Origin of the sequence: Bacillus sp. CDB3, from assembly GCF_002081505.1 — a bacterium.
GTDB classification, from domain to species: domain Bacteria; phylum Bacillota; class Bacilli; order Bacillales; family Bacillaceae_G; genus Bacillus_A; species Bacillus_A cereus_AT.
The window spans coordinates 1-14,339 of record NZ_ALBR01000021.1; the positions used below are offsets into that span (position 1 = coordinate 1).

Consider the following 14,339-nt stretch of genomic DNA (forward strand, 5'->3'; position numbering starts at 1 on the left):
ACGTACGTACGTACGTAGTATAGTAACTAATAGTATACGTAAGTAAGTAATTAACGTAAAGTAAAGTAAAGTAACGTAACGTACTATTATAGTAGTATGACTTTTTTATAAAACTTTTCTAATACAATCTTCCCAATTGTACGTCCACTTTCAAGTAATGCATGTGCTTTTTTAAGGTTTTCTGCATTAATTGGTGTTAACGTATCATTTAAAGTAGTTTGAAGAATACCTTCATCTAATAGCTCGCTTACTTTATTTAATAGTTCGTGCTGCGTAATCATATCACCAGTTTCATACATAGCTTTTGTAAACATAAACTCCCAAACGAATGTAGCACTTTTACTTTTTAAAATCCCCATCTCAAGAGGGTGCTCATTTTCTACGATAGAGCAAATTTTTCCTTGTGGTTTAATAAGGTCACCCATTGCTTGCCAATGTTGATCTGTATTGTTTAAGCAGAAGATATAATCTACATCTTTTAGCCCAAACTCTAATATTTGATCTTGTAAAGGTTGGTGATGGTTAATGATATAATCGGCACCGAATTTTTCAACCCAGTGTATCGTTTCATTGCGGGATGCAGTTGTGATTACATTCAGTCCAGCCCATTTAGCTAATTGAATGGCAATCGAGCCAACACCACCAGCTCCACCAATAATTAAAATGTTTTTGAATGTATTTGTGTCCTTCTTATTATAATCAATGCCCAAACGTTCAAATAAACCTTCCCAAGCCGTAATAGCTGTTAAAGGAATTGCTGCAGATTCAGCATCACTTAACGTTTTTGGTTTTTTACCAACGATTCTTTCATCAACTAGATGGTATTCACTGTATGTACCTTGCCTTGTAATGCTTCCAGCGTAAAACACTTCGTCGCCTTCTTTAAATAACGTACAACCTTCGCCCGTTTGCACGACAACACCACTAGCATCCCAGCCAAGTATTTTTGCTATATCTTCTTTTTTATCTTTCGGAGATCGAACTTTTGTATCAACTGGATTAACGGAAATAGCGTTAATTTTAACAAGTAGATCTCTTCCTGTGGCAACAGGTCTTTCAACTTCAATATCAATTAAGCTGTTTTCTTCTTCAATAGGTAAGTATTCATGTAAACCGATTGCTTTCATTTGTATTCCCTCCATTAAAATAAGAGTCTGTTCTTTTTTATTATAGTAGGTAAAGTGTCGTTATGTAAAAAAGTGGACTCCTTTCTATTTTATAAAGAGCTTGATTAAACATCATTTAGAATGTCTTCATTGAAAGAGAAAAGCCATCGTTTTGATTTTATAAGCGTTGTAACATTATTTTTAAGTTATACTTATTTTTCCAGTGTACCTTGCAATGAATAATACTGAGTGGTATATTATACTTATGAGTTACTTATTATAAAATGGTACTGAATAATAAATAGTAGTGAACGTCAATTAGAATAGGGTGAATGAACATTGAATGTACAATTTAAAAAAGGAGTTTTAGAACTTTGTGTGCTTGTCTTACTCGATAAGCAAGACCGTTATGGGTATGAATTAGTTCGAAATATTTCCAATCAAATTGAAATATCAGAAGGATCTGTTTATCCTCTTCTTCGTAGATTAACTAAGGAAGAATATTTTACAACGTATTTACAGGAGTCTTCAGAAGGACCTTCAAGGAAGTATTATAAACTGACAGATAAAGGTAGAACGTATTTGTACCAACTTTTGGATGAATGGAATGAATTCTCACAGGGTGTCAATCAATTAATTAAAGAAGGTGTACGTAATGACGAAAGATAAATTTTTACAACAATTAAATGTATCTCTAAAAATATTATCTGAAAAAGAGCGTGCAGATATTTTAAAAGATTATGAAGAACATTTTACTTTCGGATTAGAGGAAGGGAAAAGCGAAGAAGAAATTACAGCTTCATTAGGTTCTCCAGCTCAAATCGCCAAAGAGTTATTAGCCGATTATCATCTTGAGAAAGTAACAGCAAGTGCAACAACAGGAAATGTTTTTCGGGCAATTTGGGCAGTAATTGGATTAGGGTTTTTCAATTTAGTAATAGTGCTTGGACCTGCAATTACATTAGCAGCATTGATTTTTTCGGGATGGGTTCTAGGAATCTCATTTTTAGGTTCACCACTGCTTGTCATTGTAGATACTATTTTGCATCCAAATACATTCCTGCTTTTTAACCTTTTCGTTTCTTTAGCACTTTGTGGACTTGGATATTTCATTGTAATTGCTATGTTATCTTTAACGAAGTTAGCAAGGAATGGATTTGTTCGTTATTTAAAGTTCAATATAGCACTAGTAAAAGGTGGTTTTAAGCATGATAAATAAAAAGAAATTTTCCATCATTGCAGGTATTATTTTTATTATTGGAATTGTAGGAAGTCTACTCACTTATCGTTCAATTGCTGCAGTACCAATTTCAGAAGAAAAGGTTATTAGCAATAATAATGTGTCAAGCGTCATTATCGATACGAATAACGTTCGTGTTAACATCAATCCTACAACAGATAGTAACATTAAAGTAACATTAGATGGGGAAGTTAATCCTAACATAAAAAGAACGTTAGCTACGGATGAGAAAGATTCAACGCTTCTCATTTCTTACAAAGAAAAACAACAGAGCTGGTTCAACTTCAACATTTCCGAAGTATTGGCCCCATTAACATTAAATGTTTATCTGCCTGAAAAACAATATGATTTATTAAAAGTTTCCAATAATAATGGCTACGTTTCTGCCAAAAAACTAAACGCAACAAATTTTAATATCAATACAAGCAATGGGCGTGTTGAATTAAGAGAGATCAATTCGCAAAAAGTTATTGCAGAAGCAAACAATGGAATTATGGACTTTAAAGATATAATGGCACAAAATATTCATGTGAAATCGAATAATGGAAGAATTATGCTAAATCATGTGGAAGGTGAAATAGAGGGGCAATCTAAGAATGGAAGTCTTACTCTTAAAACAACTGAACTTGATCGAAATCTTAATTTTACGACTCACAATGGAAAAATCAATATTGAAACCGAAAAAGAACCAACTAATGTTCAATTTAATGTTTCTGTCGATAATGGCAGAGCAAATATCCTGGATAAATATAAAGGTAATGCGATTATTGGAAAGGGAGAAAATCTAATTAAATTAACCACGCATAATGGAAATATTTCAGTGAAATAAAATAGCATATCATCTTTTATAATCATTGCTCGCCGCATATAAGAGCCTGTAAATGAATAATAACAAGCAAAATAGCCGACTCCTTTTCTCAGCATATAGGTAGTCGGTTATTTTATATATAAAATTCGTTTAAGCGTGTATTTTTTTCATTCTTAAACTATTGTTTGTTTCTGTATTCCTTATAGGATGTTTTATAAATCATCGAACTTTATTTCAAAATACAAACAGCTGTTTTATTACTCTCGACTGCTAGGAGAGTAAAAAATAGTAATTGTTAATATAATGAAAAGTTGTGAACAACTTAAAATAATAGCTGGAACAATGAAAGGTGAGAAGGATTTTATTTCTAATGGGAGGAATTCTTTACTGTATTGTTTCATTCAAAACTACATGTAAAGGTGGATACATAATGACGGTAAAAAAGCTTTATTTTGTGCCAGCTGGTCGTTGTATGTTAGATCATTCTTCTGTTAATAGTACGCTCACACCGGGGAATTTATTGAACTTACCAGTATGGTGTTATTTATTGGAGACAGAAGAAGGACCTATTTTAGTAGATACAGGCATGCCAGAAAGTGCGGTTAATAATGAAGGTCTTTTTAACGGTACATTTGTTGAGGGGCAGATTTTACCGAAAATGACTGAAGAAGATAGAATCGTAAATATTTTAAAGCGTGCAGGGTATGAGCCGGAAGACCTTCTTTATATTATTAGCTCTCACTTGCATTTTGATCATGCAGGAGGAAATGGTGCTTTTATAAATACACCAATCATTGTACAGCGTGCTGAATACGAGGCGGCGCAGCATAGAGAAGAATATATGAAAGAATGTATATTGCCGAATTTAAACTACAAAATCATTGAAGGGGATTATGAAGTCGTATCAGGTGTTCAACTATTGTATACACCAGGACATACTCCAGGGCATCAGTCGCTATTCATTGAGACGGAGAACTCTGGCCCAGTGTTATTAACGATCGATGCATCGTATACGAAAGAGAATTTTGAAGATGAAGTGCCGTTCGCGGGGGTTGATTCGGAGTTAGCTTTATCTTCAATTAAGCGTTTAAAAGAAGTTGTGAGGAAAGAAAACCCAATTGTTTTCTTCGGACATGATATAGAGCAGGAAAAGAGCTGTAAAGTGTTCCCTGAATATATATAAAAGAGAAAGTCATGAGCTAATGTGCCCATGACTTTCTCTTTTATATAATCTTTTTAAATAAGCTATATACTTTTTTCGAATTTCCTTCATTTAATTGATAATAAGTAAGATCTATGTCATCAGGACTGTTTTGATGAGCAATCATAATTTCACTACTGTTGTTATCTACTATCCAAATTAAATATTGTTTATAAGTCCCATCTTGGAAAGTAATCCACATGTTACAATCTACTAAATCAGAACCTTCTTCATCTAGCGTTAAATCGCCTTTTTTTGCTGTATCCATACTGTTAATGAATGTTTTTAATTCATCTGTTTTTGTAAGGAAGATAGATTTTTTTGTTTTAATTGACTCTACATGTATATCTTTTATTTCCTGTTTCCCTAAAAAAACAGGAGGTGCATCTGGGTCTCTTTGAGTTGAAATAATAGTAGCTTTCTTCTTTGGTTTACTTGCTGTATATAGATCTTGAATAGATTTTCCAGAGTTTAAAAACCATACGGTTCCAAAAACAATCAATGCGCTACCTATCAATAAAATGATTTTCTTAATAGGGTATTCTCCTCTCTATTACTTCGTGTGAAGAGCTTTTCTATTAATATATGATAGGTAAGCGCAAAGTATTATAGGTGAACGTGTTTATTCTGTACAGTTTTAATAGGGCGATCAACGAGTAAATTGTAAGTAAGCCCAATTAATACGAAAATCCCACCGACAACTTTTCCTATAGAGAGTTCGTTTGACAGGAAGAAATCAATGATAGTCCCCGCAAATAATTGTCCGATAAAGATGAGCAACGTTAAATAAAATGCTGATATTTTAGGAGTGATATAGTTGGATAATGAAATAACGATAACGCCTACTAATCCGCCTAAGTATACAGCGATAGGAATAGATCGCAACGTATGACTAGGAATATAAAATGAATCTGAACTGAAAATTAAAAATAGCATAGAGAAAAATAATCCAGTAATATAATTGAAAAATGTACCTTCCCAATTCCCAATTTCCTTTGCTAAATTCGCGTTAATAATTCTAGCAACAACGATAGAAACACCAGCTAAAATAGCGATACAAATATATAACATTTTCTTACCCCCATTAATAAATTGTCATGACTATAATCCCAGAAGAGATGAATAATAATCCAATTAGTTTTTTCTTTTCAAACTTTGCAACTTTCATTCCTAATAAGCCGAAGTGATCAATAACAATTGCAGCAATGGATTGACCGAGTAAACTTAATGCGATCGTAATAGAGGCACCAAGGGCGGAGAAACTTATATTATTAAAAAGAACAGTGAACACCCCAATCGCTCCAGCGCTATATAAAAAAAGTGGAATGCCTTTATCAAAATGGATTTTATTTTTGTTTATGATTAAAACGAAAATAACTGCAATTAAACCGACAAGGTGAATGACAACGCTCGCTGTGTACTTGCCAATTAACTCAGATAAAATCCCATTCAATGGAAGCATAACGGCGATGAGCACACCAATAAAGACAGAAAGAAAGTTATACAATGTAATAGCCCCTTTATATTTCATATTTGTAATGACTGTATCATGCTGAAATTGTGTATTACTATGACATATGTCATAGTGGAAGAAGAAAATTTTAATTACAATGGGGATAGGTTGTAAAGGTGGGGGAACTATGAAGAAAGTATGCAATTCTATTAAATTAGCAGAGTATATGAAACAAAATAATATTGACTCATTTTTTAGTAATGATATGAAGCCATATATGGAACTTTTATTTTTTAAAAAGAATGAGTTTATTTGTAGAGAAAATGAAGAGATAGATTATTTATATTTTTTTGTTGAAGGAAAAGCGAAAGCGTTTAACACATTAAGTAACGGGAAATCGGTATTATTATGTTTTTATGATAGTTTGCAGTTACTAGGAGATGTGGAGTTAATTCATTCTCAAAAGACTGCTTCAAACGTACAAGTAATGGCTGATTCGTATTGTGTTGGTTTACCTTTAGGGAAAGTGAGAAACCAATTATTTCATGATGCGAAATTTTTACGATGTATTTGCGGATCGTTAGCACATAAATTAAATCGTCTTTCAAAAAATAGTACAATTAATTTACTATATCCACTTGAAAATAGACTTGCGAGTTACATGTTAGCAGCAGGAGAACGAGCGGCTCAGCATGGAAATAGAATTGTGTTTAGTGGGAATTTAACGGAAACAGCTGAATTGTTAGGAACGAGTTATCGGCATTTATTGCGCACTGTGAATATTTTTTGTGATAAAGAGATAATCAAGAAAAATAATGGTTGTTTTGAAGTAGTGAATGTAGAAGTTTTGAGAGAATTGGCTGCGGATGTTTATAAATAAACAAGATTAATTGAGAAAGGGCTTATATATAGGAAGCTCTTTTTATTTTGGGAAAATCGAAATGAAATTGGAAAAAATTTGTCGTTGAAACGAGGTGGCAGTTCCCTTAGTATTGTTTAAGGTTCTTCTAATAAGGTCATAAGAACTTAAAAATACAAAATATTATTTTTTACTTGTTAGAATGAACTATATTTACATATATAGGAGGAATACGATGAAAAAGTTAGTTGCAATTTTTACTGGTATGCTTTTAACGGTTGGATTAACAGCATGTGGAGATACAGAAGTGAAAGAAGTTAAGAAAGATGGATCTGCAAAACAAGAGCAGAAAAAAGAAGAAAGCAATAAAGTATTTTCGATTGGTGAAACGTTTGAAGTGAACGGACTGCAAATTACATTTACTTCTGCTAATTTTGTTGAACCGAATGAATATACTGCGCCTGAAAAAGGAAAAGTTTTAGAAATCCAATTTTCAGCGAAAAACAATGGTAAAAAAGAAATGTATTTTGGAGCTGAAGAATTAAAGCTTGCTGATGCATCAGGAAATCAATTTAAAGAATACTTCAGTATGGATAATGGTTTTATGAATGAAAACATTGCAGTTGGAAATCAAATTACTGGAAAAATGTATTATGATGTTGCTGAGTCAGATAAATATACTGGCACATATAAACCAAATTTCACATTTGATGAGAAATCTGTAAAAATTGATTTTCAAGTAAAATAATAAACGATGAAAAAGGAAGTTTGAAATATGAAAAGAACGACTGAATTTGTATTAGGTCTTATTGGTGGTATTTTGGGGGTACTTTGTTCAATTATTCCACTAATAATTGGTGGCATGGGTGCTGCGCTCGAAGCAGAAGGAGCGAATGAAATTATTGGGTTAGGATGGGTAGCGGTATTCCTTTCTATCCTAGGAATTGTTGGAGCTGCTATGGTAAAGAGTAAAGCGAAAGCAGCAGGAATCATGATGACAATCGCAGCAATCGGTGGATTCATTTGTATTTCGGTTGTATATTTACTACCAGGTATTTTACTATTAATTGCTGGTTTAATGGGAATTTTCCGTAAGCCTAAAACTGTAGAATAGTATGAAGTATAGAGATACGCTAGCTCTTTAGTTGCTAGCGTGTTTTTTATTAGTAGTAGAAAAAATAAAAAATAGATCAGTAGCAGCAACTACTGATCATCCATATGTACATGAATTAGGAGAGGTCAAACATTTATTAACTTTATTATAATAGATTTTCACAAGAATAAAAACTGAAAATTCTAATTTTGTGTTGAGGAAGTTTTTTGTATCGAAATATATGAAAGAATAGGAATTTTTATTAAAAGGAAAAATGATATTTATATTTTAGTAAATTATGATATAGTCTAAAAAAGAGTCTTTTCCATAAATGTAATTATTTTATTTTGATTTCATTTATGTGAGGGAAGGAGAAGTAATTATGAAGTTTGATGATCAACGCTTACTAGGAGTACGATTAGGATCGATACTCGTAACAGAAGAAAATCAATATTTAGTAATTAAGAAAAAAGATCATTATGCATTATTAAATATACATAATTTAGAATGCACACATGTTGAAGTGCAACTAGAACATATTGAAGAAATGTTGCGGGAAGATTTCCAAGAAAGTATAACGGAGATTATCGCACCAGAACATATAAAAATTGTTGCGAAAAATGTTATATAAAGTGAAACTTTAATCAGTGGGGGGTTCTTCATCCCCCACTGATTATTAGTTGAACCAATCGGTCTTACTGCCCGTTAATGCTGGGAAAAGAAAGAAGCTGGAAGGAACAGCTTCTTTCTTTTCATTATAAGGATAACGTTTTTAAAACCTCACCAATGATGCCCTTCATTTGATGAACACCTAAATCGGAATTCGTCATAATAACAGCTCCATTACCTCTATGTGGATAACAAACCATCATACATTGAAATCCAACGCCCCACCCATATGAATAAATTTGTAAGTCTTCATTAGAATCATCTAGAAAAACACCTAACCCAGTCCATTTTGAGCAACCTTGAGGAGAAATCATGTCTTGTACTGTTTTTTGAGAAAGTTTTAGTTTGCTATTTCCATGTAAGGAATGAATGAGTTCGAGTACTAAAGTTGATAAGTCAGCTGGTGTTGTCCAAACGCCTGAAGCTGCTGCGAATGGATAAAATGGATACTTCTCATTTGTAACGGTGCCATCTTTATTATGTCCACAAGCGAAAGCATCGGTTTTATCTATGTCTTCGGGAGAGAAAAGTGTACTATTTTTCATTTGTAGTGGCTGGAAGATAAATTCTTCTAGTAACTGACTAAATGATTTTCCTGTAATATCTTCTAGTAGTTGTTCGATTATACAAAAGTTTGCGTCTGAGTAGTGAAATTCACTTTCTGGTTTATAAGTTGCTTCTATAGGTACTGGGCAATATAATGTATCACCGGCAAGGAGTTCGGACATTTTAGGTAGTCCTTTTGCGAGTATATAAGGTTCAAAACTATTAGGAGGATCAATCATCCCAGATTGGTGACTTAATAAGTTTAGTAACGTGACTTTTTTCTGTGAAGTAAATAGATTGGTAGGGATGTTCCAAGATGTGAGTCTATCATTTACGTCTTCATCTAAATGTACGATTCCTTGATCTGATAACGTTAGTACGAGCATTGCGGTGATGAATTTGCTAATAGAACAAGAATTGAGGATGGAATTTGTAGTAATATTTCTAGTTGTTCCAGACTCAAGTGTTCCGTAGGCTGTCGCTTCATCCAGTCTACCATCACGTATAACGGCAAGGCTTAACCCGGAAACGGAATATTGTTTCATTTGCTTGGATATATTTCTACTTAATAAGTTCATAGTATCTCCCTTCTGATAAAACAGAATATTAACTTTATTATACATTAGTAGATAAAGAGAAGTGTTGTGAATGGAATAAAAAGGCGCGTTTTAAGAGAAAGAGGGAATAAAAGAAAACACTCGATCTTTTGTTGATGAAGTGTTTTCTTTTATTTTAAATAAGTTCGAGGTAAAAATTGAAGGAATTTATCTCGGTACATGTACATAAGCCATGTAGCTGTTATAAAGGAAATAAATATTTCTTTATTTTTAATAGGTGCTTTGAAAAGGAGCCAACCAGTTATATCGAATAGCACATGTAATACGATTGAAAGAACTACAAATAGTAATAATGTCTTCAAAAATCTTTTCATGAAGTGTCCCCCTAGCATAAAAGGTTTTATCAACAGTGTTGAATATTACTATTATACATTAAATGTGTCATGTGGTAAAATTTACATAAGTTAGTGAAATAAAACAAATGAAAGCTAATGAGGAGGAATAGTCATGGAATTTTGGATGATCATACCGATAGCGATCTTTGGGTTTATTTATATCGTTGAAAAATTAAATAAAATCGAAAAGAAAACGGATGCGCGTTTAAAGAGGATGGAAGATAGATTACAATTAATTTCGAAAGAAATGGGAATTGTAGATAGAGAACCTGAAATTAATAAAGAATTACGCCAGCTTGTGGAAGAAGGAAAAACAGTTACAGCAATTAAGAGAGTAAGAGAGGCTTTTGGATTTTCATTGTTAGAAGCGAAGCAATATGTTGATAAGTTATAAAAAAGATCATCCAATTGGATGGTCTTTTTTTACTGAACCATACGTGTATTTACATAAGCAGCGATTATAACGTGGCCAATAATAATGATGGGAAATATAATTTTAACATTAGGAGTAATGAAGACACTGCCAATTGTGGCAATAACACCAGCAGTTAAATTATAAAGACCAACTATTTTTGATAACTTCACTTTATCTGGCACACGGCACACGGCGTTCATTGAATCCTGATAAGAGCCAAGTGTATTGCTTTACTCCGATGAAATATGCTAGTGCAAATGAAATGATTGCTAGTATAAATAATGATGGATACGCGAAGAGAGTCATTGAAAACACCCCCGTTAATGGACTATAAATAAATTATAGTATGAATGTTATAATTTAACAAAATACAGTTTTGATTTTAAGTGTAATAGAAAAATGGCATTTGTGAAGAAGGGAGATTAAGTATGAATATTTCAGAATTCCAGAGATATGTAGCAAGTTTTAGTAAAGAAAAAGGGTTTCAACATACAACAATTGAAGAACGCACGATGTATGCGATGGCGGAATTAGGTGAATTAGCGGAAGTTATATTAAAGCGTGATAAAATACAAGATTCGAAACGAGAGATTGGTTTAGAAATGTTTGATGTAATTTGGAATGTATGTGATTTAGCGAATAAATTAAATATTGATTTAGAGAAGGCGTTTGAAGAAAAAATGATGATTAATAAAAAACGTGAATGGTAAGTAGAATTTTAATGTGTAAAGATGGGGGATATGAATGAAAAAGAAGTTTATTATAGGAGGAGTTTTCACCTTAATTAGTGTAATGGGTGTTGTCGCTTATTTAGTTTTTCAAGGTATATTCATTCCGAATCAATTCAGTGCGGACAAGTATGAGATAAAAGGTGTAGATGTCGCGTCCTATCAAGGAGAGAGTTAGAAAAGCAAAATATGAAGTTTGCGTTTATAAAAGCTACTGAAGGAAGTGCGTTTGTGGATGAGTACTTTTCGACAAATTGGACGAATGCAAATAAGACAGGTATGCGCACCGGAGCGTATCATTTTTTTAGTTTTGATAGTAAAGGTGAAACGCAAGCAAAGCAATATATACGAACCGTTCCAAAACATAAACAAGCATTGCCACCGGTAATTGATGTTGAGTTTTATGCTAATAAAAAAGATAATCCACCTCAGCGTGAAGATGTTGAGAAAGAGTTGACAGTAATGGTAAAAATGCTAGAAAAACATTATGACAAGAAAGTAATATTGTATGCAACTCAAGAGGCGTATGAGTTGTACATAAAAGATGCATATCCCGAATGTGATATATGGATTCGTAGTGTTCTTACAAAACCGAGTTTATCGGATGAAAGAAATTGGACGTTTTGGCAATACACAAATCGTGGAAGGTTAAGAGGGTATAACGGGAAAGAAAAGTATATTGATTTGAATGTATTTTATGGGAATGAGGAAGAATTTAAGAATTATGGAATGAACGATTAAGTTTTGAAGCGTACAGAATGTTGTATGCTTTTTTATTAATTACATGAAAAATATGTAAGAAATGATGGAACAAACATTTGAGATGAATTGTCTAATATAGGTAATAACTATTTCGTTTGAAAGAAAGGGCGGAGAAAATGAAAAATACATTATTAAAAGTAGGGGTATGTGTTAGTTTACTAGGAACAACTCAATTTGTTAGCACAATTTCTTCTGTGAAAGCGGAACAAAAGCTAGAGCAAAAAGTAATAAAGAATGAGAACGGAACTATTTCACTTTCTCAGTTAAACAAAAATGTATGGGTTCATACGGAGTTAGGTTATTTTAATGGAGTAGCAGTTCCTTCGAATGGTCTAGTTCTTACTACTTCGAATGGTCTAGTTCTTACTACTTCTAAAGGGTTAGTACTTGTTGATTCTTCTTGGGATGATAAGTTAACGAAGGAATTAATAGAGATGATAGAAAAGAAATTTAAGAAGCGCGTAACGGATGTTATTATTACACATGCGCATGCTGATCGAATTGGCGGAATAAAAATGTTGAAAGAAAGAGGCATTAAAGCGCATAGTACAGCATTAACTGCGGAATTAGCAAAGAAAAATGGATATGAAGAACCACTTGGAGACTTACAAACAATTACGAATTTGAAGTTTGGAAATATGAAAGTAGAAACGTTCTATCCAGGGAAAGGACATACAGAAGATAATATTGTCGTATGGTTACCGCAATACAACATTTTAGCTGGAGGTTGTTTAGTGAAATCTGCGGGGGCAAAAGATTTAGGGAATGTTGCTGATGCATATGTAAATGAATGGTCGATATCGATTGAGAATGTGTTGAACCGATATGGAAATATGAACTTAGTAGTGCCTGGTCATGGAGAAGTAGGGGACAGAGGATTACTTTTACATACATTGGATTTGTTGAAATAAGAAACTGTTGGAATATAAAAGCGAGGGGAAACAATTTCCTCCTCGCTTTCTTCTAGCTATATTTAAATGCGAAGCTATCAATTACGCCTATATACGTTACTGAGATTTTAATTCCAAATATACAAATACCAGTACCGTCATAATTGCTATAACAACGTAAGTAACATCAAGCATTATAAGTGTTTTTAATGTTTCAGTCATCCTAGTTCACCCCTGTTATAAAAATATAACATGATCTTTTTATCAATCAGATAAGAAATCATAAAGATAAAATGTACATGAAATTTCTTAAGTAGTTTCTATATAAATATATCATATAAATAATGTAAACAATGTAAAGATAGTGTAAATGTATTGTAAAGAAAGAGGTTGCTCATAATGTCTATAAATCTTTTTAGTTGTATATACTATGTATTTCTCGTGTGCCATGTAGGAAACAGTTATAACATGTGAAAAATAAATTTACTTTGACAAATCAATCACGATGGTAGCTGTTACTACATTTTCTTCTAATACATCTACCTGTACTTGTTCATCGTTTCTCCAATTGATATTGAAGTTCTCTGTCGTATACATTTCCTTAAGAGTGACCTCTTTATATTTTTCTAAAATGCTACCTCTTTTCCCATAATAGATTCTTACAGTTGAACTGGGACTTGGTCCTTTTGATTTTATTGTTTCTCTAAACTCGATAATATTTATTAGATTTGGAGATTCACTTTTTTGAAAGGTAAAGGAACTAACCACTTTTTGTACTTTCTTAAAAACAGAACCACTGGATTTATCTGATATGTTAAATTCCACAACTTCAGGTACTGTTTCTTTTCCACGTAGTGTTATTGTTGCTTCATAATCATTTTTCCAATCTACTGAAACGTTTGAGGGATCTAGACGTTCCCCGTCATTTGCAATACTTGTGTCAAAATGTTCCCATAAGCCGTATTTAATTCTGACAGGAGAGGAACCAAGAGAAGAGTCTGAATCTATTTTTACTACTTTAATCGTATTTATATTATTCGGAGAATGACTTTTTTTAAGTGTAACGTCGTATAAATACAAAATGTAAGAAAAACAGCCTACTACTAAAATAATTGGAATTAAAATACGTAGGGCAGTAATTGGACGTCCTCGTGTCGTTTTTTTCTTAGTGCTATTACTATCTTGTTCAAGGTCTTTTTCAATACTTGTTTGAACTGTTATTTTTGGCGGGCGAATAAACCACCAAATGAAAGCTATAAGTAGTAAGAAAAGAGGTATTCCTTGAATAAAGAGAAATCCTTTCCAAAAATCAAGTCTAGTACTATATGGAGAATCTGTTGCCATCACTCCTATAAAAAGTGCCACTGGACTTGCAAGTATATTTATCCCTAAACCGATCATTACGAATGAAAGGTTTTTATTCCTAATTTTTCGTGATCCAGCCATAATAAACAGAAATATTGCAATACCGAGTATAAGAAACAGTATTCCATAATAAAACATCATATATACCATATTATCCCTCCATAACTTTAATTGTACCATCAGAAAGGGAAATTTTGTGAAATATTAGATGGATATGATATTTGTGTTCCTTAAAAGTGCGCCGACATATTA

Annotated in this window: 17 protein-coding genes and 3 pseudogenes; 12 read left to right on the forward strand and 8 right to left on the reverse strand. The window is 32.7% G+C overall.

The features are described from left to right. Nucleotides 1-86 precede the first annotated feature (86 nt). Entirely contained in the window at nucleotides 87-1,127 is a 1,041-nt protein-coding gene (locus CDB3_RS07055; RefSeq protein ID WP_128853899.1) for a zinc-binding alcohol dehydrogenase family protein, read from the reverse strand. A gap of 318 nt (nucleotides 1,128-1,445) precedes the next feature. Between CDB3_RS07055 and CDB3_RS07060 the strand changes: the two genes are divergently transcribed. The 4 genes from CDB3_RS07060 to aiiA all read left to right on the forward strand — a co-directional run bounded on the left by CDB3_RS07060 (nucleotide 1,446) and on the right by aiiA (nucleotide 4,337). Further along, nucleotides 1,446-1,775: a PadR family transcriptional regulator gene (locus tag CDB3_RS07060; RefSeq protein WP_098543033.1), complete on the forward strand. Its 330-nt coding sequence runs from the start codon at nucleotides 1,446-1,448 to the stop codon at nucleotides 1,773-1,775. After that, on the forward strand, nucleotides 1,762-2,325 hold the full coding sequence (locus tag CDB3_RS07065) for an HAAS signaling domain-containing protein (protein WP_128853900.1): 564 nt from the start codon (nucleotides 1,762-1,764) through the stop codon (nucleotides 2,323-2,325). Before CDB3_RS07060 ends, CDB3_RS07065 begins: the two co-directional genes overlap by 14 nt. Continuing rightward, nucleotides 2,315-3,175 (forward strand): DUF4097 family beta strand repeat-containing protein, encoded by an 861-nt coding sequence (locus CDB3_RS07070; protein WP_128853901.1) that lies wholly within the window; start codon nucleotides 2,315-2,317, stop codon nucleotides 3,173-3,175. Before CDB3_RS07065 ends, CDB3_RS07070 begins: the two co-directional genes overlap by 11 nt. A gap of 409 nt (nucleotides 3,176-3,584) precedes the next feature. After that, the gene (gene aiiA / locus CDB3_RS07075) at nucleotides 3,585-4,337 is read left to right on the forward strand and encodes a quorum-quenching N-acyl homoserine lactonase AiiA (RefSeq protein ID WP_097832589.1); all 753 of its coding nucleotides are present in this window, start codon (nucleotides 3,585-3,587) and stop codon (nucleotides 4,335-4,337) included. Nucleotides 4,338-4,377: 40 nt separating this feature from the next. Here aiiA and CDB3_RS07080 read toward each other — a convergent pair whose 3' ends face one another. The 3 genes from CDB3_RS07080 to CDB3_RS07090 all read right to left on the reverse strand — a co-directional run bounded on the left by CDB3_RS07080 (nucleotide 4,378) and on the right by CDB3_RS07090 (nucleotide 5,886). Continuing rightward, complete coding sequence (locus CDB3_RS07080; protein ID WP_128853934.1) at nucleotides 4,378-4,857, reverse strand: hypothetical protein; 480 nt, start codon at nucleotides 4,855-4,857, stop codon at nucleotides 4,378-4,380. Between the two features lie 104 nt (nucleotides 4,858-4,961). After that, nucleotides 4,962-5,426, reverse strand: a complete 465-nt coding sequence (locus CDB3_RS07085; RefSeq protein WP_128853902.1) for a DMT family transporter — start codon at nucleotides 5,424-5,426, stop codon at nucleotides 4,962-4,964. A 13-nt stretch (nucleotides 5,427-5,439) separates the two neighbouring features. Then, the gene (locus CDB3_RS07090; protein ID WP_128853903.1) at nucleotides 5,440-5,886 is read right to left on the reverse strand and encodes a DMT family transporter; all 447 of its coding nucleotides are present in this window, start codon (nucleotides 5,884-5,886) and stop codon (nucleotides 5,440-5,442) included. Nucleotides 5,887-5,995: 109 nt separating this feature from the next. Between CDB3_RS07090 and CDB3_RS07095 the strand changes: the two genes are divergently transcribed. The 4 genes from CDB3_RS07095 to CDB3_RS07115 all read left to right on the forward strand — a co-directional run bounded on the left by CDB3_RS07095 (nucleotide 5,996) and on the right by CDB3_RS07115 (nucleotide 8,391). Continuing rightward, entirely contained in the window at nucleotides 5,996-6,688 is a 693-nt protein-coding gene (locus CDB3_RS07095; RefSeq protein ID WP_128853904.1) for a cyclic nucleotide-binding domain-containing protein, read from the forward strand. Between the two features lie 214 nt (nucleotides 6,689-6,902). Continuing rightward, the gene (locus tag CDB3_RS07100; RefSeq protein ID WP_128853905.1) at nucleotides 6,903-7,415 is read left to right on the forward strand and encodes a DUF4352 domain-containing protein; all 513 of its coding nucleotides are present in this window, start codon (nucleotides 6,903-6,905) and stop codon (nucleotides 7,413-7,415) included. Between the two features lie 27 nt (nucleotides 7,416-7,442). Next, on the forward strand, nucleotides 7,443-7,781 hold the full coding sequence (locus tag CDB3_RS07105) for a DUF4064 domain-containing protein (protein WP_128853906.1): 339 nt from the start codon (nucleotides 7,443-7,445) through the stop codon (nucleotides 7,779-7,781). A gap of 361 nt (nucleotides 7,782-8,142) precedes the next feature. Continuing rightward, the gene (locus CDB3_RS07115) at nucleotides 8,143-8,391 is read left to right on the forward strand and encodes a hypothetical protein (RefSeq protein ID WP_128853907.1); all 249 of its coding nucleotides are present in this window, start codon (nucleotides 8,143-8,145) and stop codon (nucleotides 8,389-8,391) included. Between the two features lie 124 nt (nucleotides 8,392-8,515). Here the strand turns inward: CDB3_RS07115 and CDB3_RS07120 are convergent, their stop codons facing one another. Continuing rightward, nucleotides 8,516-9,553, reverse strand: a complete 1,038-nt coding sequence (locus CDB3_RS07120; RefSeq protein ID WP_128853908.1) for a serine hydrolase domain-containing protein — start codon at nucleotides 9,551-9,553, stop codon at nucleotides 8,516-8,518. Between the two features lie 162 nt (nucleotides 9,554-9,715). After that, nucleotides 9,716-9,906: pseudogene (locus tag CDB3_RS07125) on the reverse strand (hypothetical protein); the annotation flags it as partial. 133 nt (nucleotides 9,907-10,039) lie between these two features. Between CDB3_RS07125 and CDB3_RS07130 the strand changes: the two are divergent. Continuing rightward, nucleotides 10,040-10,321, forward strand: a complete 282-nt coding sequence (locus CDB3_RS07130) for a hypothetical protein (RefSeq protein ID WP_128853909.1) — start codon at nucleotides 10,040-10,042, stop codon at nucleotides 10,319-10,321. A 29-nt stretch (nucleotides 10,322-10,350) separates the two neighbouring features. Here the strand turns inward: CDB3_RS07130 and CDB3_RS32180 are convergent. Further along, nucleotides 10,351-10,648 (reverse strand): annotated as a pseudogene (locus CDB3_RS32180) (DUF3784 domain-containing protein). A gap of 122 nt (nucleotides 10,649-10,770) precedes the next feature. Between CDB3_RS32180 and CDB3_RS07140 the strand changes: the two are divergent. From CDB3_RS07140 to bla2, 3 genes and pseudogenes are all read left to right on the forward strand, one after another. After that, the gene (locus CDB3_RS07140) at nucleotides 10,771-11,052 is read left to right on the forward strand and encodes a MazG nucleotide pyrophosphohydrolase domain-containing protein (protein WP_097832599.1); all 282 of its coding nucleotides are present in this window, start codon (nucleotides 10,771-10,773) and stop codon (nucleotides 11,050-11,052) included. A 34-nt stretch (nucleotides 11,053-11,086) separates the two neighbouring features. Next, a pseudogene (locus CDB3_RS07145) lies at nucleotides 11,087-11,811 on the forward strand (glycoside hydrolase family 25 protein). A 137-nt stretch (nucleotides 11,812-11,948) separates the two neighbouring features. After that, nucleotides 11,949-12,743, forward strand: a complete 795-nt coding sequence (gene bla2 / locus CDB3_RS07150) for a BcII family subclass B1 metallo-beta-lactamase (RefSeq protein WP_128853910.1) — start codon at nucleotides 11,949-11,951, stop codon at nucleotides 12,741-12,743. 462 nt (nucleotides 12,744-13,205) lie between these two features. Here the strand turns inward: bla2 and CDB3_RS07155 are convergent, their stop codons facing one another. Next, a complete protein-coding gene (locus CDB3_RS07155) occupies nucleotides 13,206-14,237 on the reverse strand; it encodes a DUF4153 domain-containing protein (RefSeq protein WP_128853911.1) in 1,032 nt (343 codons plus the stop codon). Between the last annotated feature and the right edge of the window lie 102 nt (nucleotides 14,238-14,339).

Coding starts and splice junctions, on each gene's coding strand:
- CDB3_RS07090 (WP_128853903.1), bottom strand. CDS start 5,886: ATGAAATATAAAGGGGCTATTACATTGTATAACTTTCTTTCTGTCTTT.
- CDB3_RS07100 (WP_128853905.1), top strand. CDS start 6,903: ATGAAAAAGTTAGTTGCAATTTTTACTGGTATGCTTTTAACGGTTGGA.
- CDB3_RS07115 (WP_128853907.1), top strand. CDS start 8,143: ATGAAGTTTGATGATCAACGCTTACTAGGAGTACGATTAGGATCGATA.
- CDB3_RS07095 (WP_128853904.1), top strand. CDS start 5,996: ATGAAGAAAGTATGCAATTCTATTAAATTAGCAGAGTATATGAAACAA.
- CDB3_RS07065 (WP_128853900.1), top strand. CDS start 1,762: ATGACGAAAGATAAATTTTTACAACAATTAAATGTATCTCTAAAAATA.
- aiiA (WP_097832589.1), top strand. CDS start 3,585: ATGACGGTAAAAAAGCTTTATTTTGTGCCAGCTGGTCGTTGTATGTTA.
- CDB3_RS07085 (WP_128853902.1), bottom strand. CDS start 5,426: ATGTTATATATTTGTATCGCTATTTTAGCTGGTGTTTCTATCGTTGTT.
- CDB3_RS07055 (WP_128853899.1), bottom strand. CDS start 1,127: ATGAAAGCAATCGGTTTACATGAATACTTACCTATTGAAGAAGAAAAC.
- CDB3_RS07070 (WP_128853901.1), top strand. CDS start 2,315: ATGATAAATAAAAAGAAATTTTCCATCATTGCAGGTATTATTTTTATT.
- CDB3_RS07155 (WP_128853911.1), bottom strand. CDS start 14,237: ATGGTATATATGATGTTTTATTATGGAATACTGTTTCTTATACTCGGT.
- CDB3_RS07130 (WP_128853909.1), top strand. CDS start 10,040: ATGGAATTTTGGATGATCATACCGATAGCGATCTTTGGGTTTATTTAT.
- CDB3_RS07120 (WP_128853908.1), bottom strand. CDS start 9,553: ATGAACTTATTAAGTAGAAATATATCCAAGCAAATGAAACAATATTCC.
- CDB3_RS07105 (WP_128853906.1), top strand. CDS start 7,443: ATGAAAAGAACGACTGAATTTGTATTAGGTCTTATTGGTGGTATTTTG.
- CDB3_RS07140 (WP_097832599.1), top strand. CDS start 10,771: ATGAATATTTCAGAATTCCAGAGATATGTAGCAAGTTTTAGTAAAGAA.
- bla2 (WP_128853910.1), top strand. CDS start 11,949: ATGAAAAATACATTATTAAAAGTAGGGGTATGTGTTAGTTTACTAGGA.